The sequence below is a fragment of the Streptococcus mitis B6 genome (assembly GCF_000027165.1).
GTDB classification, from domain to species: domain Bacteria; phylum Bacillota; class Bacilli; order Lactobacillales; family Streptococcaceae; genus Streptococcus; species Streptococcus mitis_AR.
On record NC_013853.1, the window covers coordinates 384,812 to 406,695 of the forward strand.

A 21,884-nucleotide genomic window follows, 5' to 3' on the forward strand; every position below is an offset into this window, starting at 1 on the left:
TTGATAATATGCGTTTTTTGAATTTTATAGACTGCTCGTTTAAACTCTATTTATCTCGTACTTTCAGTGCTATTCGGATTTTATTTTCGTGTACAACTTCAGCTATTCTTGTTATAATCAGCCTATAGGAATCAAGGAGGCGACTTTTATGGTTGTTTTTGTGTCTTTGGATGGAATTGTGGTAGAAGTACTTGATGTCTTTTCTTCTTTTAATGGGGATAGTGAGTTTTTCTTGTGTAAACGTCTTAAAGATAAGAGTCAGTTTGTTATGGAACGCTCTCGGTTCGAGGAGATGTTCCAACTTCAAAGTAGTCACTTGACGACGCAAGAAAAATTACAATTGTTTACCTCCGTGTTTGCTGGCCGTTATGATGTTTATGCTAAGAGTTTTATCAATGATCAAGGGAAAATTCAGTATTTTCCATCCTATGATTATGGTTGGAAGCAGTTGCCACCTGAAAAACGGAGTTTCCAGACATTGACGGATTCCGTTTTGAAATCTCATTTTCGTGGGGAGACAGCTATCGGTATCTTTCCTATGCACTTAGATGATAGCTGTTATTTTTTGGTACTGGATTTGGATGAAAGAGATTGGAAAGAAGCCGGTTTAGCCATTCGAAGAATAGCCAGGGAACGCCAGATGGAAGCTCATCTAGAGATTTCTCGTTCGGGTCACGGACTCCATATTTGGTTCTTCTTTGAGGAAGCGATTCCGAGTCGAGAGGCTCGCTTATTTGGAAAGAAACTGTTAGAACTGGCAATGCAGGAAAGTATGCAACTGTCCTTTGATTCTTTTGATCGCATGTTTCCAAATCAGGATGTCCTTCCTAAAGGTGGATTTGGTAATTTGATTGCCCTTCCTTTTCAAGGAGAAGCTTATTATCAAGGGCGAACGGTCTTTGTGGATGAACATTTTCAGCCTTATGAAGACCAATGGAGGTATCTACAAGAAATTCAGAGGGTTTCAACTGCTAAAGTGGCACTGTTAATCCAAGAGGAGTTAGGCAAGCAAGAATTGGATAAGGAGTTGAAGGTCGTCTTATCCAATATGATCCAACTTGAAAAATCGTCTGTGACACCCAAGACACTGTTTTTCTTGAAAAATATGGCTTCGTTTTCTAATCCCGAATTTTATTTAAAGCAGGCTATGCGACAGCCAACCTATCAAATTCCTGAGAGAATGTATTTATTTGGAGAATCCGATTATTATTTATGGCTGCCAAGAGGCTTGCTATATCCATTGCAAGATAAATTTAAGCAGGTAGTTGTGGAGGATAGGAGAAAAGTACAAAGGTCTATTAGAGTGGAATTTAAGGGAGCACTCACTTTTGAGCAAGAGTTAGCCCTGTCAGATATGACTTCTAAAGAAAATGGTTTACTTCATGCGGAGACAGGTTTTGGGAAGACCGTATTAGGTGCTGCTCTCATCTCTGAAAGGAAGGCCAAAACAATTATCCTAGTTCATAATAAGCAACTCTTAGACCAATGGCTGGATCGTTTAAACCATTTGTTGACTTTCGAAGAGGAAGAAGCTATCCGTTATACGGCATCAGGTCGTGAAAAGGTAATAGGCTATGTTGGGCAGTACGGTGGGACTAAGAAATGGCTGAGTAAACTGGTTGATGTTGTTATGATTCAATCTCTATTTAAGTTGGAAAATAGTCAAAGTCTTTTGGATGAGTATGAGATGATGATTGTGGATGAGTGTCATCACGTGTCTGCCTTGATGTTTGAAAAAGTTGTGGCACAGTTTAGAGGGAAGTATCTTTACGGTTTGACGGCTACGCCTGAGCGTAAGAATGGTCATGAGCCTATTGTTTTTCAGAGAATTGGTGAGATAATCCATACTGCTGATAAGAGGGAAACGGATTTTAAACGGCAATTGCAATTAAGATTCACTTCTTTTGGTCATTTGGAGATTGAAAAGACCAAAGCAAGTAATTTTATACAGCTTAGTGATTGGATTGCTACAGACTCAGCGAGGAATCAGCTGATTCTCAAGGATATTCTAGCCCAAGTGGCAGAAGGACGAAATATCTTGGTTTTAGTCAATCGAATTCAACAGATAGATTTCTTTGAAAAATTATTGAAAGAGAAAGAGGTTGATGATTTTTATATTATTAGCGGAAAAACCAAAGTCCGAGAGAGAACAAGTTTACTGGAGACGTTAGAACAGTTAGATAAAGGGTTTGTTTTGTTGTCTACTGGAAAATACATTGGCGAAGGTTTTGACTTGCCTCAGCTAGACACGCTTATCTTGGCAGCGCCCTTTTCTTGGAAAAATAATTTGATTCAGTATGCAGGTCGGATTCATAGAAACTACAAGGATAAGTCTTTGGTACGTATTTTCGATTATGTGGATATTCATGTTCCTTATTTAGAAAAGATGTTTCAGAAACGACAAGTAGCTTATCGAAAGATGGATTATCGTGTCATTGAGGGTGAGGAGAAACAATTCGTTTATGTTGATAGTATATATGAGAATGTGTTGAGAGAGGACTTAGCAGGGGAAAGACAGGAGTGTATGCTTATTTTACCTTATGTGCACCAGACAAAACTGATGAATTTTCTAAAAGAATTTAGGATTAGTCAAATTGAGATATGTATACCAGAGACGGTTGCAGATAAAGTATGGCTAGACCAGTTGAAGAGTAAGAAAATTAAAGTATCTTTTACTCAATCAAAAATAGTCACGCCTATTCTTTTGGTAAACAAGATCATTGTTTGGTATGGCGCAATGCCATTATTAGGGAAGGTAGATGAAATGACCATATTACGTTTGGAATCAGCTAGTATAGTTTCTGAAATAGTGGCAGGTTTACGATAGAGAAAATTTTTAAAAATTTCTATGTATGCTTTCCAGTTGAAAGAACGAGAAGTCTTGACAGGTCAACGTTTAAATGAACTGGAAATCAATGGTATTCGTTTGACTAAGTTTAAAAATGAGGAAATCGGGATTGAATTTATCTGGATTGATACCGAAAATCCACCTAGCTATGCTATCGGCTGGGTAGCAAAGAAATAAAAGGTTCGCTGTTTTTTGTTTTGTGTTTTACAATTTTTTCTTGACAAGTCTTTCTTTTTTATGGTATTCTTTTATACAACAAGTGTTGCGCAACGAATGTTGCGCGAAAGGAGTCTTATGCCACCAAAGGTTAAATTTAGTAAAGAGGCTATCATTGGAACAGCTTTACAATTGGTGAGAGAAGAGGGCATGGCTAGTTTGACGGCTCGAGCATTAGCGGAGCAACTGGGAGCCACACCAAGAGTCATTTTTGGGCAATTTGCCAATATGGCCGAGTTACAAGCAGAGGTTATTAGTGCTGCGGAAATGGTCGTGGTGGAGTATATTCGTAAGGCCTTAGAAGATGAGAAGCCTTTTCGATCCGTCGGGGTTGCTTATATCCTTTTCGCCTCAAAAGACCCCCAACTCTTTCAATTGCTTTTCCAAAATCCCAGCAAAGATCCGATTCGTCGCTTTCAAGATTTTCTTCCCATGAAGGATCATAGTTACCAATTGGTTCTGGATTCGATCGTCGTAGACTATCCTTTGAATGTAGAGGAGGCTAGTCGCTTGTACCAGCATCTATTTATCTACTCGCATGGGATGGCCTCAATGGTTGCTTCTGGCATTTATCAATTCAGCATGGAAGAAGTGATTGGATTACTGACAGAGGTTTGTCAATCTCTCATCAAAGAAATGGTAGGAAAGAAATGATTCAACTAGAAAATGTGCACAAAAGTTACGGTCAAACCAAGGTTTTAAAAGGGATTGATTTGCAGATTCAAGACCAGGATGATGTGGTTATCCTTGGTCCTTCTGGATCAGGCAAGTCAACTCTCTTAAACGTTCTGTCAGGTTTAGAAAAGGTAGACGAGGGACATATCCTCATTCAAGGACAGGATTTAGCTCAACTCACAGATACTCAATTGACAGCCTTTAGACGTGAGAAGATTGCCTTTATTTTTCAGCAGTATTATTTATTGCCTAATCTAACAGTCAGACAGAATGTAAAGATGGGGGCAGATCTGGCAAACAATCATGATTTTTTGCAGATTATCGAGGATTTGGGACTTGGTGATAAGCTGGACAAGTATCCGAGTGAATTGTCAGGTGGGGAACAGCAGAGAGTCTCCATTGCTCGGGCCTTGGCCAAAAAACCAGAGATTCTCTTCTTAGATGAGCCGACGGGAGCCCTGGATGAAGAAACGGGGCGCAAGATTCTCGACTATATCTGGGAGTTAAAGGAAAAGCTTGGTTTGACCCTCATCATGGTGACGCACAACCAAAATATTGCGAATATGGCAAGAACTATTATTCGTGTCAATAGTGGCAAGATTACCGAAGTTGTGACCAATGATCAGCCTCAGACTGCTTATGAGATTGGATGGTAAGCCATGTTTTCAGTAAAAGATATTCGAAAATTAGTTGTCGTAAGTATCATTGGAGCTTGTGCGGTCTTTGTGGCCAATCTCTTCTTGAATTTTTACCTTGATATCGAGCAGTTGGAGATTTCTAAAACTAATCCCATGATTCAGACCTACTATGACGCTCAGGTTTCGCTTTCCTGGATGGTGGCTATGGTCAGTGGAGTCGTCTTGTCCTTGACGTCGATCCTTCTCATGTGTTTTTATATCAAACAATTTGTCGATGATCACAAGGAACAATTAGGAATTTTAAAGGCTTTGGGCTATAGCAATGGCCAGTTGGCTAAACGATTTTGGGCATTTGGGCTCAGTTTTGGTGCCGGAGCGCTTCTTGGCTATTTCACTTCTTTTCTTATGATGGGGCATTTTTATGACTTTCGGAATGAAAAGGGGATCCTGCCAGAAATCACCATTCATTTTCATTGGCAGCTCTTGCTTGCTTTTGTGGTCCTTCCAACGGCATTTTTTATGCTTATCGCGATTGGTTATGCTAGAAGACAACTACAAACGCCAGCTCTTCGCTTATTGAAAAAGTCCCCAACACCAATCAAGGTCAAAAGGAAAAAGAGGTCTCCTAAGAAAGAGAAAGACTTCCTAACAGAGCTGTCTTCGTCACTAATTTGGGGGAGAAAATCTATCCTATTTTTTGTAGTCTTTGGCTCTATGTGTTTTGCGGCCATGGTTCAATTATCCTTTGGTCTAAGGGACTACACAGATGACATCATCCAAACCATGATGATCATGATTGGCTTGATCCTTTCTTTCTCTATTCTCTTTTTGTCATTGGGGATTGTCGTCTCAGAAAGTCGCGAAACCCTGGCTCTTATGAAGGCTTTTGGCTACACAGATCGTGAATGCCAAGGTCATATCCTATCTCCCTATCGTTTCTGGGCCTATCTAGGATTTGTTCTTGGGACAGCTTATCAGTACGCTATCATGGAAATCTTGATTGGTGTGATCAACGATACGGTTCCTGAAAAGATTGAGCATCACTTTGATGGGAATGTTTGCTTCTGGACTTTGATCGGTTTTGCTGTGATTTATGAAAGCCTCTTTTATCTATCCAACAGAAAACTCCAAAAGCAAACCATCAAAGAAGTACTCTTAGCTGAATAAATAGAGAAGGTTGGATTTTCCAGCCTTTTTCTTATGAAACTCATTAATAAGAGAAGGATTTTTCACTATTCTTGGGAAAATGAAATAAAGGAAAGAAAAGGAAGTTACTGGCAGGACCTGAAATGATCTTTTTACTTGATTTGACGCAACAAATAATCCTTTATCTCTGTAGGAATCCTCTTGCAGTTTGTGGTTGGTATTGGAGTTGCAGCCTTGAGTTATAAATAAATCAATATACCTGTGGTCATGTTACACAGGTCTTTCAATTAGCTGAAATATTTCACCTTTATTTTTTCTTAGGTAACTTCTAAAACTAACTTCCAGTTTCCCACAACCTAGCTTTTAGTATGAGAAAAATGCGTGAAATCAGTGGAAATCCGTCTTAGACTAACTTCCACTGGTTTTCTTTTTCTTGATATATAAGGGTTCAAAAGCGAAAAGACTCAGAAAAAAGTGCACGACAAATAGCCCTAAAACAGAGTCGTCTTAGAGTAAATTCCAGTTGCTAGCGTTTAGTGTGAGACTTTTCGATGGTGATAAGATGTGTAGTTAGAGGGGAAAATTCCCTTTATTTCAATAAATCAGGTGATAAGTGTGTGTCTTCTGGTTTGACAAATTGGCAACCCAGAAGAGCAGCGATGTCCTCGCCAAAGGTGAAGGTGAAGACGTCGTAAGCAGATTTTCCTTGAAACTCTTCTCGTTTCAAGGAATTGACATGGGAAATGACTAGATTGACGTCTTTCTGAGTCAGCTGGTCAAAGGAAGTGCCCTTGGGAAGAATGGCTCGCAAAACCGTATGGTTCTTCTCAATCCGCCCCTTCTGGTCAGGACGGCTAGGGTCGCAGAAGTAGAGGTGAGACTTCCCATCAATGTCTCGCTCAAGCTCCTCCACATAGGCGAACTCAGATCCGTTGTCTGTGAGAATGACAGGGAACAGCTGATGGAACGCATACCCTCCGTCCATGACTCTTTCTTTCAAAGCTGCGAATTTAGTGGCGACTTCCAGAGCAGTCTTGTTGTCCAAAAGCAAGGCGAAGAGGAAATTACAGAAGGAAACGTTGAAGGTGAGCAGTAGCTTTCCACCAGGTCTGCCGATGACCGTGTCCATTTCCAACCATTTGAAGAAATCATCAGTTTCTCGTAACTCTTGGAAATCTTGATAGGTCCGCCCAATTTTCAGCTCTTTGGGAATAGCTACTTTTCTGGATTTTCTGCGTTCCTTGAACGTGACCATCCGAGGGAAATCAATGGGCTTGGCTGTCAGATAGCCCAGCTTGGCATGCCGATACACCGTAGCTTTCGACACAGGTAGGTTATGTGTCTGAATGATATGGTAGATGCTTTGTTTCTTCTGGATGCCTAGGGTTAAGATCTTGTCCATCTGATAAAAACTTTCCTTGTTTAGGGGAATGCCCTGTCTGGATTCCCTCAACATAGTCTCGTACTGCTCCTGTGCCTTTTTCGCGTAGTAAAGATAGCGGTTAAACCCACAATCCGTCCTCTTTTTTGGACAGTTGTTACAGACATAAGGAGCTTTTTTGAGAAGAGGGCAATCCGTGCAATCAGATTTGACGGATGTTGGATGCATGATGCGATTGCGCTTGATTTCCTTTGAAATCGTTGACGGGTCTTTCCCCATCTTCTCAGCGATGGAACGGAAAGTCTCCTGTTGGCTGATTCCAGTTTGGATGTCAATACGGTCTTCTAGAGTGAGATGTTTTTGTTTTTTCGTCATGAGGTACCTCCTCACGAAAAGTCTCAGACTTAATTCTAGCATAATTCATCGTCTGAGACTAACTTCCAGTTTTGGGAGAGAGATGGAAGTTACTTTGAGAAGTTACGGTTATTTTTTCTTAACCTTTGACTATTCTGCAAAATTATCGTAAAATAAAGAGTAAATGATAAAATGAGGTCAGAGTCTGTTTGCTCTGGCGATAGTAGTATAAATGAGGAGAAACGCTTTGGAATTAGAAGTATTTGCTGGGCAAGAAAAAAGTGAACTATCTATGATTGAGGTAGCGCGTGCTATCTTGGAACTTCGTGGTCGCAATCATGAGATGTATTTTAGCGATCTTGTAAACGAAATTCAAAACTACCTTGGAACATCAAACAGCGATATCCGCGAAGCTTTGCCTTTGTTCTATACAGAGTTGAACTTTGACGGTAGCTTCATCTCACTTGGAGACAACAAATGGGGGCTTCGTTCATGGTATGGTGTGGACGAAATCGACGAAGAAATCATCGCTCTTGAAGAAAGTGACGACGATGAAGTAGAACCAAAAGCTAAGAAAAAACGTGTCAATGCCTTCATGGATGGTGATTCAGATGCTATTGACTACAATGCAGATGACCCAGAAGACGAAGATGCATACGAAGCAGATCCAGCTCTTTCATACGATGATGAAAATCCAGATGATGAGAAAAATGAAGTGGAAGCTTACGATGCAGAAATCAACGAAATCGCTCCTGATGACTTGGGTGAAGACGTGGATCTCAACGAAGAAGATGACGAGTTTTCAGAAGATGATGCTGAAAACATCGAGGAATAAAAGTTAACTATTGACAATTATCCTATTTTTAGGTATCATATTGTTCGGGCACCTCTTTTAGAGGTCGGGGCTCCCTAGTTCTTAGGGAGCTATTTTTGTTTTTTCAAGAAGTTATCTTCTTGTATTTTAGTTGTGAATCTGGCGCAGTCGTCCCAGATTATCTTATTAGTAGGGTCTTGTTTTCTATGTCCCCTCGTAGTCAACAAGGCCTTGAGCATTTTAGAAAGAGGAATCTATGTCTACGAAATATATTTTTGTAACTGGTGGTGTGGTATCGTCTATTGGGAAAGGGATTGTGGCAGCAAGTCTGGGTCGTCTCTTGAAAAATCGTGGTCTCAAAGTAACTATTCAAAAATTTGATCCTTATATCAATATCGATCCGGGAACTATGAGTCCTTACCAGCACGGGGAAGTTTTTGTGACAGATGACGGAGCTGAGACAGATTTGGACTTGGGTCACTATGAACGTTTCATCGATATCAATCTCAACAAATATTCCAACGTGACAACTGGTAAAATTTACAGTGAAGTGCTTCGTAAAGAACGCCGTGGAGAATACCTTGGGGCAACTGTTCAGGTTATTCCTCATATCACAGATGCTTTGAAAGAAAAAATCAAGCGTGCCGCTCTAACGACCGACTCTGATGTCATTATTACAGAGGTTGGTGGAACAGTAGGAGATATCGAGTCCTTGCCATTTTTAGAGGCCCTTCGTCAGATGAAGGCAGATGTAGGTGCGGATAATGTTATGTACATCCATACAACCTTGCTTCCTTATCTCAAGGCTGCTGGTGAAATGAAGACCAAACCAACTCAACACTCTGTAAAAGAATTGCGTGGATTGGGAATCCAACCAAATATGTTGGTTATTCGTACAGAAGAGCCAGCTGGTCAAGGAATTAAAAACAAACTAGCACAGTTCTGTGATGTGGCACCAGAAGCCGTTATCGAATCGTTGGATGTCGAACATCTTTACCAAATTCCATTGAACTTGCAGGCTCAAGGTATGGACAAAATTGTCTGTGACCATTTGAAATTAGACGCACCAGTAGCAGATATGACTGAGTGGTCAGCTATGGTGGACAAGGTCATGAACCTCAAGAAACAAGTTAAAATTTCCCTTGTCGGTAAGTATGTTGAGTTGCAAGATGCCTATATTTCTGTGGTTGAAGCCTTGAAACACTCTGGCTATGCCAATGACGCAGAAGTGAAAATCAATTGGATCAATGCCAATGATGTGACAGCAGAGAATGTGGCAGAGCTTTTGTCTGATGCGGCCGGAATCATCGTACCAGGTGGTTTTGGGCAACGTGGTACGGAAGGGAAAATCCAAGCTATCCGCTATGCGCGTGAGAATGATGTTCCAATGTTGGGTGTCTGCTTGGGCATGCAGTTGACTTGTATCGAGTTTGCTCGTCACGTTTTGGGTCTTGAAGGTGCCAATTCTGCAGAGCTTGCACCAGAAACAAAATACCCTATCATTGATATCATGCGTGATCAGATTGATGTTGAGGATATGGGGGGAACCCTTCGCTTGGGGCTTTATCCGTCTAAGTTGAAACGTGGTTCTAAGGCAGCGGCTGCTTATCACAATCAAGAAGTGGTACAACGCCGTCACCGTCACCGTTATGAGTTTAACAACGCTTTCCGTGAGCAGTTTGAGGAAGCAGGCCTTGTCTTTTCAGGAGTTTCTCCAGACAATCGTTTGGTCGAAATCGTGGAAATTCCTGAAAATAAATTCTTTGTAGCTTGTCAGTATCACCCTGAACTTTCAAGCCGTCCAAACCACCCAGAAGAACTCTACACTGCCTTTGTCACTGCAGCAGTTGAGAACAGTAATTAGCTAAATCAGAACCTTTGAGAAGAATCTCAGAGGTTTTTTACTTGCATATTTAGGATATGATTTGCAAAATAAAAACATAGTGATATAATTAACATAAAAATCCTAAGGAGGATCTACAATGAAAAAAATCACATTATTTGGTTTGTCTCTAGCAGGTTTAGCTTTACTGGGCTTTTCCACATTCAGGGCAGGCATTTGAGCTTAAAGAAGAATGGGTTGTTAAGTGTGGAGTACAGTATCAAGATGGCAAGATTCTTCGGTTTAACAATGGTCATGAAGTGGATATCAAAGTCTTGGATTTGCCAAAAACCGAGAAAATCGAGTGGACGGTTAGTCTTGATGGTCAAGATCAGACTGTCAATTTTCTAGGTCAAGAAAAGGACAAGTCTATGATCGGGGAAGAAGGGCGTTACCTGAATTTCTATGTTCCCTATGGCTATAGAGGAGATATCAAGGTAGAGGCCAAGAGCGGAAACGAAGTGAAGACCTGGTCAACGAAAGTTGTGGATGATATTCATAATGATAGTGGAAAGAGAGGTTACTATCGTATTGAAGAATCAAATAATCAATACACTTACCTCGATGCTAAATGGGATTATCAAACCAAGACTTACACTGCTACTGTACCAGAGACTGTTAATGGTCAAAAAGTTTTTGCTTGGGCAAATTATGATAATGACGAGTTGAAACTTGAAAAACTAAAGTCTATCAGTCATAAATATGATGGAGGATCTTTCAAAGAAGTTTATCCAATTGTAAAAGCAGAAAGCTGGTTAAAATCAAACCAAAACTGGTACTATCAAAAACAAGGCCAACTAGTTCAAAATGCTTGGGTTTATGACAAGGGAACTTGGTACTTTATGAATGATAAAGGAGTCATGTTCAATCAAACTTGGCTTTATCAAGGTAGCAACTGGTATGCCTTTAAATCATCAGGAGCCATGATTGCGAGTGACTGGATTTACGATCAAGGTAAATGGTACTATTTATCAGCTTCAGGAACCATGAAAGCAAGCACTTGGGTTTATGACAAGGGAGAATGGTATTATGTAAGTTCTTCTGGTGCCATGATTGCGAATGATTGGGTCAGAGACAATGGTAAGTGGTATTATCTGGCTTCATCAGGTAAGATGCTTCGCGATACCTACACACCTGATGGTTACTACGTTGGCAACTCAGGTGCCTGGCAATAAGAATAAGAAGTCCTTTTCCTTAAAGGAAGAGGCTTTTTACATGCTTTTATGCTGCTTCCTCATTTGTCCTAAAGTCTTTTTTGTGTTAAAATGAATGGTATGAAAGCTAAAAAAATGTGGATGGCAGGCTTGGCTCTGCTTGGTATTGGAAGCCTTGCCCTTGCTACGAAAAAAGTTGCAGATGACCGTAAGCTCATGAAGACTCAGGAAGAGTTGACAGCGATTGTGCGAGACCATTTTTCAGACATGGGGGAAATTGCGACCCTCTATGTTCAAGTCTATGAAAGCAGTCTAGAGAGCTTGGTTGGTGGCGTCATTTTTGAGGATGGCCGTCATTATACCTTTGTCTATGAAAATGAAGACCTAGTCTATGAGGAGGAAGTTTTATGATACAACCAGCAAGTTTAGAAGAATTAGCATCTTTAGTGGAAAAAGATGGCAAAAAGGTCTTTCTTTTTGTGGCGGACTGGTGTGGCGATTGTCGTTATATCTATCCTGCCTTACCAGAAATTGAGGAGACCAATCCAGAGTTCACCTTTATTCGGGTGGACCGGGACCAGTATATGGATCTAGCTAAACTCTGGGATGTTTACGGAATTCCTAGCCTTGTTGTTCTAGAAAAGGACAAGGAAATCGGTCGTTTTGTCAATCGGGACCGTAAAAGCAAGCAACAAATTAATGACTTTTTAGCAGGATTGAAATAGGAGAAAAGTGAAACAATGATTTTTACATATAACAAAGAACATGTCGGTGATGTCCTTATGGTCATCGTGAAAAATAGCGGAGATGCCAAACTAGATGTGGAACGCAAAGGCAAGGTAGCTCGTGTTTTTCTCAAAGATAATGGGAAAACAGTGGCGTGGAATATTTTCGAAGTTTCAAGTTTATTTGAAATTGCAGAGCGCGGTCAAGTCTTTTTGACAGATGAGCAAGTAGCTCGTTTGAACCAAGAATTGCAGGCGGAAGGTTTTACAGAAAAAATTGTTAATGACAAAGAGCCTAAGTTTGTTGTTGGTGAAATTGTCGAGATGGTAGCTCATCCAGATAGTGACCACCTTAACATCTGCCAAGTTGCAGTCGCAAGTAACAAGATAGTGCAAATTGTTGCAGGAGCTCCCAATGCGCGTCTTGGGTTGAAAACCATTGTAGCTCTTCCAGGAGCAATGATGCCAAAAGGTAATCTCATTTTCCCAGGCGAACTTCGTGGTGAAAAGAGTTTTGGCATGATGTGCAGTCCCCGTGAATTGCATCTGCCAAATGCTCCGCAAAAACGTGGTATTATTGAACTATCAGAAGACCAAGTTGTCGGAACTCCATTTGATCCAGCCAAGCACTGGACTGCTTAGGAACTTGTCAGTATCTGAATACACCAGATAGAAGGAAATAAGATGGCAAAAAATGTAGTGATTACAGGAGCGACATCAGGTATTGGTGAAGCAATTGCGCGTGCTTATCTGGAGCAGGGAGAGAATGTCGTTCTAACAGGACGACGGACAGATAGACTAGAAGCTCTTAAGTCGGAGTTTGCAGAAACTTTTCCAAATCAAACAGTTTGGACTTTTCCGCTAGATGTCACGGATATGACCATAGTGAAGACTGTCTGCTCTGATATTCTAGAAACGATAGGTCAGATTGACATCTTGGTTAATAACGCCGGTCTGGCTCTAGGTTTAGCACCTTATCAGGACTATGAAGAGTTGGATATGTTGACCATGCTGGATACCAATGTCAAAGGTTTGATGGCAGTCACTCGCTATTTCTTGCCAGCAATGGTAAAAGCCAATCAAGGACATATCATCAATATGGGGTCAACCGCAGGAATTTATGCTTATGCGGGTGCAGCAGTTTATTCAGCTACCAAGGCAGCGGTTAAAACCTTTTCAGATGGTCTGCGAATTGATACTATCGCAACGGATATCAAGGTGACGACCATTCAGCCTGGAATTGTCGAAACAGATTTTTCTACAGTGCGTTTTCATGGTGATAAAGAACGAGCTGCGTCCGTTTACCAAGGAATAGAAGCTTTGCAAGCTCAGGATATTGCAGACACAGTAGTCTATGTGACTAGTCAACCTCGTCGTGTTCAGATTACAGATATGACCATCATGGCCAATCAACAGGCAACAGGTTTCATGGTTCATAAAAAGTAAAAAATTTCCTCGAAAAGTTACAAATTTCTGTAACTTTTTTTGATTTCCTACGAATAGATAAGTAGGAGGAAAAAATATGTATAATAAAGTTATCATGACAAATTTGACTAAAATACAAAAAGGCGCTAAACCCTTTAAAAGTCTAGCGTTATCGTCATATCATCTTTCGTGACAACTATCTCTTTTATCACAGATTTCACTATTTTTGAAGCCTCTTCGTAACTCAATTTTTCAATATCAAAATCTTTTAACAAGCGAGATAACTTCCTCTTTCTGATGCTCATCACATTTGATTTTTGGTTTTCTAGTTGTTCTTCAAGATACTGCCTTTCTGTTTTTATTTTAGCGTTTTTCTCGTCTAAATCCTTTCGAGTGATAACTTCATCTAGATACAATTCTGTTAGTTTTGATACTTGCTTATTTATCCGTTCTAGTTGTTTCTTAATATCCTCAACTTTTATTGTTTCGTCTTTCTTAGCAAGAGTTTCCTTCTTGTATTTTGGATCAAATTTCAGTCTTTCCAGTTCTTTTATTACTCTCTTTTCAAGCTCGTCTTTTGAGTACCAACCGGAATTACATCTTATTGCTTTATCTTTGTGATAGCGATGTCTGCATTGATACTTGTATTTAGATACTCCATTTTTATTCTTTGGAGCAACGTATAAGCCTAACGATGCGCCACAATATCCACATTTCATTAATCCTGAAAGCATATATTTCGCTCTGAACGGTCTAGGATTGTTGTATTTCTCAAACGCTGAAATCTGTCTCTTTTCAACTTCTAATTGCACTAAGTCAAATAACTCTTGGCTAATTATAGCATCGTGCTGTCCCTCAAATACCTTGCCTTTATATTTCGATTTGCCAAGATATGTTTCGTTTTTGAGTAAGTATTTAGTGATAGTTTCGCCCCAAGGTCTCTTTCTTCCAACGTGACCTTCAGCGTTTAAATCTCTGATTATCTTAACCACTGACTTACCGTTTAGATATTCCGTGAAAATACGTTTCACAATAAGCGCTTGAGTTGGATTGACTGACAAGATACCAGTTTCTTTTGAGTAATCATAGCCGAACGGTATCGTAGTCCAAGACATGGATTTCCCGTTCTTTGCCCGACCTTCTTTCCCCAACATCATTCTTTCTTTTATCTGCTCACGCTCAAGCTGGGCGAATACTGATAGCATACCAATCGAAGCCTTGCCGAATGGTGTAGAAGTGTCAAAGTTTTCTTGCAAACTAATAAATGCCACATCGTTTTTGGCAAACACATCCTCAATCAGAAACAGAGTATCTTTCTGGCTACGGCTCAAGCGATCAAGTTTATAGACAAGTACGATATCAATTTTCTTTCGTTTAGCATCTGAAATCAAGCGCTCTAACTCTGGTCTTTGGGTGTTCGCTCCAGAGAAGCCACCGTCAATATAAGTATCGTAGATTTTCCAGTCTTTTATTTCGCAGTATGCTTCCAGCTTTGATTTCTGTTCATCTATCGAGTAACCTTCATCAGCTTGTGAAGCGGTTGAAACCCTGACGTAGATTGCTACTTTATTTCGCATTGATTTTTACCTCATTTCTTGATAAAATGGGTATAAGAAAAAGAGCTTTTTAATGCTTTTTTTCTTACCACTAGCCTCACGCTCTCTGTCTGCAAACTTCTGAGCGTGGGGCTTTTTTAAATTTTCTCAAATACCATAGTCGCTTGGATACGGTCACCACCACCAAAACCAGAACTACCACCGCTAGCAGTGCTTATGGTGTGAAGTCTATAGCCTTTGGCTGCTTGTTCGTTGATAACCTCTTCTAAGGCTGTAAGGTTACGCGACCCTGTACCAAAAAATTTCTCTTTTAAAGTTACCTGCAAGACAACATATTGTAAATCTTCAGCTTCTGAAGCGACTGAAAGAGTGCTAGGACCTTTAAACATTCCCATTGTAATTACCTACTTTCTTTTTTTTATTTATCTCTATATACACTGACAACTTCCCCAATAGTTCGGATGTCGTCATTCTCTGTCAGATGGATTTCTTCGTAGCTATTGTTGAGACTTTGCAAGTACCAACCGCCGTTATAGTCACGTTTCAGCTTTTTAACGAAGTTTTTACCGTTGATTTGGAAAATACCGATGTCGTTGATATCTACTTGACTAGTGACCCTGATAAAGAGCAGGTCGTTATCTTCAATCATTGGTTCCATGGAGTCACCAGCCACCTTAGCGATAGTGTCGTATTCTTCAGGGACATCATCTGCACGCAATTTTACTTCCATGTGGAGATTGTCTTCTTGGAAAGTTCCGTGTCCTGCTGCAACCAAGCCTTCTACGTAGTCGGTGATATAGTCGTCATCTTGAGGCTTATCAAAGATAGAGACAATCTTGGAGTTGTTTTGTCCTTCTAATTGTTCCTTGGCATAATCAAGGACTTTTTCTTGTTTAGGTTCTTCAAGCTGGTTGTAGATGGTTAGGATTTCAGGGTGTGAGTCGGGAGTATCATTGAAGTAATCTAAAGGTACATCAAAAAAATCAGCAATAATTTTTACAGAAGATAATCTAGGCTCTTCTTTATTATTTTCCCATTTAGAAATTTTTCCTTTGTTAAAATTAATGGTATTAGGGTATTTTTGGTTTAAAGCATCAGCTAACTCTTCAAGAGTTAATTTATTATTTTTTCTAAGTTCTCTTATTTTTGTGCCAATCATTTATTTTCCCTCTCTTTTCTTAATGATATAATAGCACAAAAGTTTCGATTTCGCAAATATTTTTTAAAAAAATAAAAAAAGTTGTTGACAACGAAACAAAGTTAGTTTATACTAGAACCATAAAACAAAGTTGCGAAAACAGCAACTTGGGAAGGAGGGGCTATGGAAGCTGTTATGACGATAGATAAAGCATATCTAAATTTGAAAAGCATAATTGTTTCAAAAGGAATGAAACAAAAAGAGATTGCTGAAAAATTAGGTATGGATAAGTCAACGTTCAACATGAAAGTCAATCGTTACCGTGGACGTGATTTCACATTTTCGGAAGCTAGTGAACTTTCAAAAATACTAGATGTCAAGATGGAAGATTTCTAGTAATTTTTTTAAAAAGAATGTTGCGAAAACAACAACATAGAAAGGAGGAAGGATGAAAGAACCATACAAGTACCTTGAAATCTCTGGCAATATTGCTGGACGTATTGAACTGGAAACAGAAAAAGACCTACTTGTCCGTAGAGCGATGGTCATTGATGGACACATCGGTTTATGCGAACAAGCGGTCTACGTTGATAAGAAAGTGCTATATAGCTACTGGGTCAAGATAGTAGAGTTATCTGCTATTCCTGAAACCATCAACAGCGTTGACAGCACTGATTTGGTTAGGAAATGGTTGAACATGTAGATTGACAGTATCATGTCCGTTGACATACTCAACGCATTTCACCAAGTAATGCTCCGATTTATGGTCTGCTGACTTAGCAATGACAGAACCGATAGTAGGAACAGCAGGCAATGTCATTGATAGAGGTTCAACACGACCATTGATCATGATGTGACAAGTAATCATAGTTATCCTCCTTTCGTATGAGATAGCTAAATTATATCAAAAAAAGGTGGAGTAGGAGAATGAAAGAAGACATCAGAGTTCACATGCCTTACGAGGTATTTAAAAACCTGCTTGTTAGAGCAGGAAGGATAAAGCGTGAAGAAGGCAAGCAGATAACTTGGACAAATAATACCGCTCCGTTTACAAAAGAGCAACGGAGGGAAATAGATGAACTTTACGAACGGTTCGCAGAAGAAGGAGGACGAATGAAAGAAACAATAAAGGAATTTCTAAAATTCAGAAGCCAATTTACAAAACTAGAATGGCACGAAATTAACCAAGCCGTGGAAGCTCGTTTAAATCAAAAAGCTGACCAGTTGAAACTGGACAACATAGACTTAGAAATCATTTCTATAAGACTAGAAGGGAAAATACAATGAACGAACTAGGACTATTCATAGTAACAATCGTAAATGTAGTTTGTGCTGTAATAAATCTATTTTGCTTTATAAAAGACAGGATGGAATGATTTATGTTTGAAAATGAAACGAATTCTCTTACTAGTCTTAACCTTGATTTTACACGGTAAACTATCCAAGTAATAAGAGTAGGTAATACTACTATGAGGGAAAATAATTTCATCAACTTCGAAGGGATAGGAATGTAAATCATCTTTTCTCAAAACATACTTGTGAAGAGGGAGTGTTTCGTATGGATCAAAGTTATTATCTTTTATTTCCTTTCCGTCATCATCGAATAATTGGATACTTTTGATTGTATATGTGCTGTTACTTGGGTTAACAATATCAAAAGAATATTTGTAAGGAGCTTCATCTGCCACTTCCATTGCACAGGCATCTGTTATCAATAATCGAGCTCTATTTATAAAAATTGAGTAAAACAGACCTGTGACACCCGTTATAGCACCAATCCATGCAGCAGAAATATTCAAAATATCAATCAAACTAAACATCAGAATTACCTCGTTTTTATTAAATATTATATCAAAAAGGAGAAAGAAATGAGACCAATAGGATATCGGCTTAATGTTGAAGTTTCGGGTATTGAAGAACTTAAGGAAGCCTGTAAAGAAGTATCAAAAAAAGCCGAAGAATTGCAAGAAGCAATCGATCGACTTAGCATTATTGAAGTTGAATTAAAAGCCAAGCCTGTCAATAATTAGACTTTCTGTCTAAGATAAAACAAAAAAGCACCTGACGGCAATCAGGCGCACACTTAAATATTCAACATGATTATAACACGAAAGGGGAAGAAATGAAAGTCACAGTATATGCTTACGGTAGAAAATTAGAACCAGATGAAGAAATCGTAGTTCCAGCGGGACATCAGTTCTATAACGTTGTAGATGGAATTCTTGAAAATATGGAGAATGTAGCATGAATCTACTAACCAAAATCAAGAACAGACTGTATAGAGAATTTAACACAGACTGGAAAGTTGTTGCTATGGATTTAAATCGAGACAATAATGAATTAAGAAATCAAATGAAAGTGTTGATTCAAGAAAATGTGGATTTGAGAAGAATTTTACAAATGTATAAGGAGAAAGAAAATGTTTGAACCACCGATTTTAAACCAGTTTTTAGGAACTGGCGCAGTGATTTTAGGATTTATCAGCGCAGGGTTTCTAGCTCATCAGTTAGAAAAGCAAAAAGAGGAAGAAAGACGACTTCAAGAAGAATATGACACGCAAGTGGTTAGAGCTTGTAATGAATTGCTTGAAATGGGGCGTGAGATTGAGCGCCAAGAAATTCGCAAGAACATTCGCAGAGAGTTTCCTGGTTTCACATACGACAATGAACCGCCTGTAGGTTTGCGACCTGAGCCGTTAGCTTTGCCAGAACCACGGAGTGTACGATATACAAATCGTATGGGATAGACAAGCGTGGGATTTATCCACTTGCAAGCGTAGAGAGAAGATGCGTGACCTTGAGATGATGGCGCATATGCAACATGAAATAGATGATCTCAAGAAGCAATTGCAAAAGGAACAATCCTTAAGAAAGAGATTAGAAGCAGAGAATTTCCAACTGAAACTAAGGAGGAAATGATGTACTTATGGAAATGTACGTGCGCAGATTGTGGACGTGAGTTTGATTGGTATGATAACTATCCACCTCTTGAATGTGTGAAATGTGAGAGCGTGGAAATAAAAAATGAATTTAAAGGAAGGGCGTATGATTAAATGACTCAAGCGGAACGAATTAGGGAATATTACAAAGACCACCCTACTGCCTCATATGATGAAGTAGCTGAGGTTGTCGGAACTTCAAATAGTAATGTGAGGGTTAATCTTTTTAAAGACCTCAAGGCAGGCAGATGTGTCCGCTTAGAAGATGAGTCAATTGACTACTCGCCTTACTTTAACCACAAGAAATCACTCACAGAGTTGTTTGATTGGAAGAATGACACTAGACGTGAGTGGGTAGATATGCTGACAAGAGCAGCAGAGAAAGAAACAGATAGCAACGTTATGCGTTTGCTGATTAAAGAAGCAAATAAACTAATGAAAGAGGTAACGAAATAATGGCCAGTTTATATGAACTAACAGGACAATACCTTGAAATCTATAACATGGAACTAGACGAAGAAACCAAACTAGATACCTTGGATTCTATTGATTGGGAAACTGAGTACGAAACCAAGGTTGAGAATTATATCAAGGTTATGAAGAATATCGATGCGGATGTTGAAGCTCGTAAAGCGGAAATTAAACGCTTGACGGAACTAAACAAGGCAGATGAGAAGAAGAAAGACCATTTGAAAGATACACTATCGGCAAGCATGAACATGACAGGTCATGAACGTGTGGATACACCACTTTTCAAGGTATCATTCCGCAAATCTCAAGCAGTTGAAGTAGACGAAACAGTCTTGCCAGAAGCCTACAAGGTAGCAACGTGGAAACCTGACAAGAAACGTTTGAAAGAGGATTTGAAGAACGGACTTGAAATCATTGGTGCCAGCTTAGTTGAAAGAAAGAATTTGAGTATAAGATGAAAATAACAAAAGCAACAGAAATTACGAACGATGATGCCTGTTACCTGATCTATGGAAATCCAGGTTTTGGAAAAACGACTACCATCTCATTCATTCCAGGGAAGACACTGGTAATTAATATCGATAAATCAGCCAAAGTGTTAGCTGGTAATCCTAACATCGATATTGCAGACGTTGATACACATAAGATTTGGGATGAATGGTTGACTGTCGTGAAAGAATTACTTCAAGGGGCAGGTAAGCCATACGATACTATCGTTGTGGATAACGTATCTGAATTATTTAGAGCGTGTCTTGCCAATCTTGGCCGAGATGGAAAAAACCATCGGGTACCAACGCAGGCGGATTACCAGAGGGTCGATTTTACGATTTTGGATAGTCTACGAGCCTTGTTGCAATTAAATAAACGGATTGTATTCACGGCTTGGGAAACGTCTGATCAGTGGTCAGATGAGAATGGCATGATTTACAACAGGGCCATGCCAGATATTCGTTCCAAAATCTTAAACAACTTTCTTGGTTTAACAGATGTAGTCGCTCGTTTAGTCAAGAAAACGACAGACGACGGTGAGGAAGTGAGAGGATTCATTTTACAACCGAGCGCCAGCGTCTATGCCAAGAATCGTTTGGACGATAGAAAGGGGTGTAAAGTAGATGAGCTTTTCGCTCAGAGATTACCAGAAGGAACTGATAATTGACGTTATCAAATCCATGAAAGCAGGCAATCGAAAGATAATGGTGCAATCCCCACCCCGTTCAGGGAAAACAGTCGTGATGTCTTATATCGCTAAAAATGCGACAGATAAAGATAAGACGGTATTGTTTTTCAGCCACAGGAAAGAAATCAATGAGCAGGTTTATGAGACCTTTAAACGTGGAGGAGTTAATCTCGATAAGGTTATCATCGGAACGGTTGGGAGTATTGTACGAAAGTTAGAACGATTGCCTCAATTCGATGTAATCTTAGTAGATGAAGCGCATCATATCAAAGCAAAACAATATCAGACAATCTTAAATTATTTCAGTAATGCTACTCAATTATTTTTCACAGGTACACCTATCCGATTGGACGGTTCGGGATTCCACGATTTAGCAGATGATTTAGTAGTCGGTAAATCCATCCGATGGCTTCAAAATCATGGAAATATAGCCGAATTTGATTATTATTCCATCAATCTATTGGATATGGCCAAACTTAAAAAAAGGTCAGGAGAATTTACCAACCATTCAATCGACGCAGCGTTTAGTTTCAATGGAACGTATGGCGATTATATTGATCATTACGAGAGGTTAGCCAAAGGGAAACAAGCTATCGTTTATACACATAGCGTAGAATACGCTGAGAGGGTCGCTAAGCGATTTATAGAGCAAGGTTATCAATCAGCCGTCGTATCCGGAAAAACGCCACAGAGCGAACGAGAGAGTCATATGCAGGCATTCAGAGAAGGCGAACTCACAATCATGGTCAATGTCAATCTGTTTACAGAAGGAATTGATTTGCCAAACGTAGATGTCTGTATTATGTTACGACCGACCGATTCGCTCTCCCTGTATTTGCAGTTCGCTATGAGGGCCTTAAATCCAAGAGAAGGCAAGAAAGCAATCTTGATAGACCACGTTGGGAATCACATTCGACACGGTTTGCCAAACGATGATAGGGAGTGGACGCTAGACGGTACAAAGAAGAAAAAGAAACCTTCGGAACGTTCAACGGTGACATGTGAGAAATGTTTTGCGACATTTTGGAGAGACCAGCTAGTGGACGGTTGTTGTCCATACTGCAAGGCAGAGATTGTTGAGAAGAAAAACATTCAAGACATTGAACAGGACAAATCAGATGTTCAATTAACAAAAATCAATCAAGGAATGGAATTTATTACCATTCAAGGCAAAGAAATAGAGGTCAAGACAGAAGAAGCGAAAGTGTATCGACGCGTCAAGACCTATGGTAAACGATACACAAAATGTCAGAACTTGTCAGAATTGAAAGCATTCCGATTGCTCAACGGCTATCAACCAGGTTGGTTGTGGCACAAACAAAAAGAATTAAATTTATGGAGATAAT

General features: G+C 39.6%; 27 protein-coding genes and 1 pseudogene. 22 read left to right on the plus strand and 6 right to left on the minus strand.

Annotated elements, in window-relative coordinates:
* The first annotated feature begins 148 nt into the window (after window positions 1-148).
* The 5 genes from SMI_RS02045 (at window position 149) to SMI_RS02065 (ending at window position 5,544) form a co-directional block, all read left to right on the plus strand.
* On the plus strand, window positions 149-2,827 hold the full coding sequence (locus SMI_RS02045; RefSeq protein WP_000260080.1) for a TOTE conflict system archaeo-eukaryotic primase domain-containing protein: 2,679 nt from the start codon (window positions 149-151) through the stop codon (window positions 2,825-2,827).
* Window positions 2,828-2,863: 36 nt separating this feature from the next.
* Entirely contained in the window at window positions 2,864-3,025 is a 162-nt protein-coding gene (locus SMI_RS02050; protein ID WP_164925495.1) for a hypothetical protein, read from the plus strand.
* Between the two features lie 117 nt (window positions 3,026-3,142).
* Window positions 3,143-3,718, plus strand: a complete 576-nt coding sequence (locus SMI_RS02055; protein WP_001134795.1) for a TetR/AcrR family transcriptional regulator — start codon at window positions 3,143-3,145, stop codon at window positions 3,716-3,718.
* Window positions 3,715-4,395: an ABC transporter ATP-binding protein gene (locus SMI_RS02060; protein ID WP_000615312.1), complete on the plus strand. Its 681-nt coding sequence runs from the start codon at window positions 3,715-3,717 to the stop codon at window positions 4,393-4,395. The genes SMI_RS02055 and SMI_RS02060 overlap by 4 nt, the downstream gene beginning before the upstream one ends.
* Window positions 4,396-4,398: 3 nt before the next feature.
* Window positions 4,399-5,544, plus strand: a complete 1,146-nt coding sequence (locus tag SMI_RS02065; protein ID WP_000493179.1) for an FtsX-like permease family protein — start codon at window positions 4,399-4,401, stop codon at window positions 5,542-5,544.
* A gap of 568 nt (window positions 5,545-6,112) precedes the next feature.
* On the opposite strand, the gene SMI_RS02075 is transcribed toward SMI_RS02065, so the two are convergent.
* Window positions 6,113-7,279 (minus strand): IS30-like element ISSmi1 family transposase, encoded by a 1,167-nt coding sequence (locus tag SMI_RS02075; protein WP_000163003.1) that lies wholly within the window; start codon window positions 7,277-7,279, stop codon window positions 6,113-6,115.
* A 226-nt stretch (window positions 7,280-7,505) separates the two neighbouring features.
* Between SMI_RS02075 and rpoE the strand changes: the two genes are divergently transcribed.
* The 7 genes and pseudogenes from rpoE (at window position 7,506) to SMI_RS02110 (ending at window position 13,279) form a co-directional block, all read left to right on the plus strand.
* On the plus strand, window positions 7,506-8,093 hold the full coding sequence (rpoE, locus tag SMI_RS02080) for a DNA-directed RNA polymerase subunit delta (RefSeq protein WP_000418423.1): 588 nt from the start codon (window positions 7,506-7,508) through the stop codon (window positions 8,091-8,093).
* A gap of 235 nt (window positions 8,094-8,328) precedes the next feature.
* Complete coding sequence (locus SMI_RS02085) at window positions 8,329-9,936, plus strand: CTP synthase (RefSeq protein WP_000105231.1); 1,608 nt, start codon at window positions 8,329-8,331, stop codon at window positions 9,934-9,936.
* A gap of 118 nt (window positions 9,937-10,054) precedes the next feature.
* Window positions 10,055-11,129, plus strand: a pseudogene (locus SMI_RS02090) (N-acetylmuramoyl-L-alanine amidase family protein).
* 90 nt (window positions 11,130-11,219) lie between these two features.
* The gene (locus SMI_RS02095; protein ID WP_001013971.1) at window positions 11,220-11,519 is read left to right on the plus strand and encodes a DUF4651 domain-containing protein; all 300 of its coding nucleotides are present in this window, start codon (window positions 11,220-11,222) and stop codon (window positions 11,517-11,519) included.
* Complete coding sequence (locus SMI_RS02100; RefSeq protein ID WP_000615777.1) at window positions 11,516-11,833, plus strand: thioredoxin family protein; 318 nt, start codon at window positions 11,516-11,518, stop codon at window positions 11,831-11,833. The genes SMI_RS02095 and SMI_RS02100 overlap by 4 nt, the downstream gene beginning before the upstream one ends.
* A gap of 15 nt (window positions 11,834-11,848) precedes the next feature.
* Window positions 11,849-12,475, plus strand: coding sequence for a YtpR family tRNA-binding protein (gene ytpR, locus SMI_RS02105; RefSeq protein ID WP_000578290.1), 627 nt, complete (start codon window positions 11,849-11,851; stop codon window positions 12,473-12,475).
* 42 nt (window positions 12,476-12,517) lie between these two features.
* Window positions 12,518-13,279 (plus strand): SDR family NAD(P)-dependent oxidoreductase, encoded by a 762-nt coding sequence (locus SMI_RS02110; protein ID WP_001107784.1) that lies wholly within the window; start codon window positions 12,518-12,520, stop codon window positions 13,277-13,279.
* 134 nt (window positions 13,280-13,413) lie between these two features.
* Here SMI_RS02110 and SMI_RS02115 read toward each other — a convergent pair whose 3' ends face one another.
* The 3 genes from SMI_RS02115 to SMI_RS02125 form a co-directional block, all read right to left on the minus strand.
* Window positions 13,414-14,835 carry a recombinase family protein gene (locus tag SMI_RS02115; protein WP_001244955.1) on the minus strand — a complete coding sequence of 474 codons (1,422 nt, stop codon included), beginning with the start codon at window positions 14,833-14,835 and terminating at the stop codon, window positions 13,414-13,416.
* Window positions 14,836-14,951: 116 nt separating this feature from the next.
* Complete coding sequence (locus tag SMI_RS02120) at window positions 14,952-15,209, minus strand: DUF4177 domain-containing protein (protein ID WP_000525227.1); 258 nt, start codon at window positions 15,207-15,209, stop codon at window positions 14,952-14,954.
* A 23-nt stretch (window positions 15,210-15,232) separates the two neighbouring features.
* A complete protein-coding gene (locus SMI_RS02125) occupies window positions 15,233-15,973 on the minus strand; it encodes a helix-turn-helix domain-containing protein (protein ID WP_000580488.1) in 741 nt (246 codons plus the stop codon).
* A gap of 162 nt (window positions 15,974-16,135) precedes the next feature.
* Between SMI_RS02125 and SMI_RS02130 the strand changes: the two genes are divergently transcribed.
* Window positions 16,136-16,348 (plus strand): helix-turn-helix domain-containing protein, encoded by a 213-nt coding sequence (locus SMI_RS02130; RefSeq protein WP_000388578.1) that lies wholly within the window; start codon window positions 16,136-16,138, stop codon window positions 16,346-16,348.
* 235 nt (window positions 16,349-16,583) lie between these two features.
* Here SMI_RS02130 and SMI_RS02135 read toward each other — a convergent pair whose 3' ends face one another.
* Window positions 16,584-16,820, minus strand: coding sequence for a hypothetical protein (locus SMI_RS02135; protein ID WP_164925507.1), 237 nt, complete (start codon window positions 16,818-16,820; stop codon window positions 16,584-16,586).
* A gap of 59 nt (window positions 16,821-16,879) precedes the next feature.
* On the opposite strand from SMI_RS02135, the gene SMI_RS02140 reads away from it, so the two are divergent.
* Entirely contained in the window at window positions 16,880-17,239 is a 360-nt protein-coding gene (locus SMI_RS02140; RefSeq protein WP_000656669.1) for a hypothetical protein, read from the plus strand.
* Between the two features lie 56 nt (window positions 17,240-17,295).
* Here the strand turns inward: SMI_RS02140 and SMI_RS02145 are convergent, their stop codons facing one another.
* The gene (locus SMI_RS02145; RefSeq protein ID WP_000492049.1) at window positions 17,296-17,772 is read right to left on the minus strand and encodes a hypothetical protein; all 477 of its coding nucleotides are present in this window, start codon (window positions 17,770-17,772) and stop codon (window positions 17,296-17,298) included.
* A 48-nt stretch (window positions 17,773-17,820) separates the two neighbouring features.
* On the opposite strand from SMI_RS02145, the gene SMI_RS10540 reads away from it, so the two are divergent.
* The 8 genes from SMI_RS10540 (at window position 17,821) to SMI_RS02175 (ending at window position 21,883) form a co-directional block, all read left to right on the plus strand.
* Window positions 17,821-17,982, plus strand: coding sequence for a hypothetical protein (locus SMI_RS10540; RefSeq protein ID WP_001247369.1), 162 nt, complete (start codon window positions 17,821-17,823; stop codon window positions 17,980-17,982).
* 92 nt (window positions 17,983-18,074) lie between these two features.
* Complete coding sequence (locus tag SMI_RS10915; protein ID WP_000869367.1) at window positions 18,075-18,200, plus strand: hypothetical protein; 126 nt, start codon at window positions 18,075-18,077, stop codon at window positions 18,198-18,200.
* A complete protein-coding gene (locus SMI_RS02150; RefSeq protein WP_001050935.1) occupies window positions 18,197-18,379 on the plus strand; it encodes a hypothetical protein in 183 nt (60 codons plus the stop codon). The genes SMI_RS10915 and SMI_RS02150 overlap by 4 nt, the downstream gene beginning before the upstream one ends.
* Entirely contained in the window at window positions 18,372-18,698 is a 327-nt protein-coding gene (locus SMI_RS02155; RefSeq protein WP_000462833.1) for a hypothetical protein, read from the plus strand. Before SMI_RS02150 ends, SMI_RS02155 begins: the two co-directional genes overlap by 8 nt.
* Window positions 18,699-19,004: 306 nt before the next feature.
* Entirely contained in the window at window positions 19,005-19,346 is a 342-nt protein-coding gene (locus SMI_RS02160; RefSeq protein ID WP_000189403.1) for a hypothetical protein, read from the plus strand.
* Complete coding sequence (locus SMI_RS02165; protein WP_000157809.1) at window positions 19,346-19,819, plus strand: siphovirus Gp157 family protein; 474 nt, start codon at window positions 19,346-19,348, stop codon at window positions 19,817-19,819. Before SMI_RS02160 ends, SMI_RS02165 begins: the two co-directional genes overlap by 1 nt.
* Window positions 19,816-20,517, plus strand: a complete 702-nt coding sequence (locus SMI_RS02170; RefSeq protein WP_000704952.1) for an AAA family ATPase — start codon at window positions 19,816-19,818, stop codon at window positions 20,515-20,517. Before SMI_RS02165 ends, SMI_RS02170 begins: the two co-directional genes overlap by 4 nt.
* The gene (locus SMI_RS02175; RefSeq protein WP_012972453.1) at window positions 20,474-21,883 is read left to right on the plus strand and encodes a DEAD/DEAH box helicase; all 1,410 of its coding nucleotides are present in this window, start codon (window positions 20,474-20,476) and stop codon (window positions 21,881-21,883) included. The genes SMI_RS02170 and SMI_RS02175 overlap by 44 nt, the downstream gene beginning before the upstream one ends.
* Window position 21,884 lies beyond the last annotated feature (1 nt).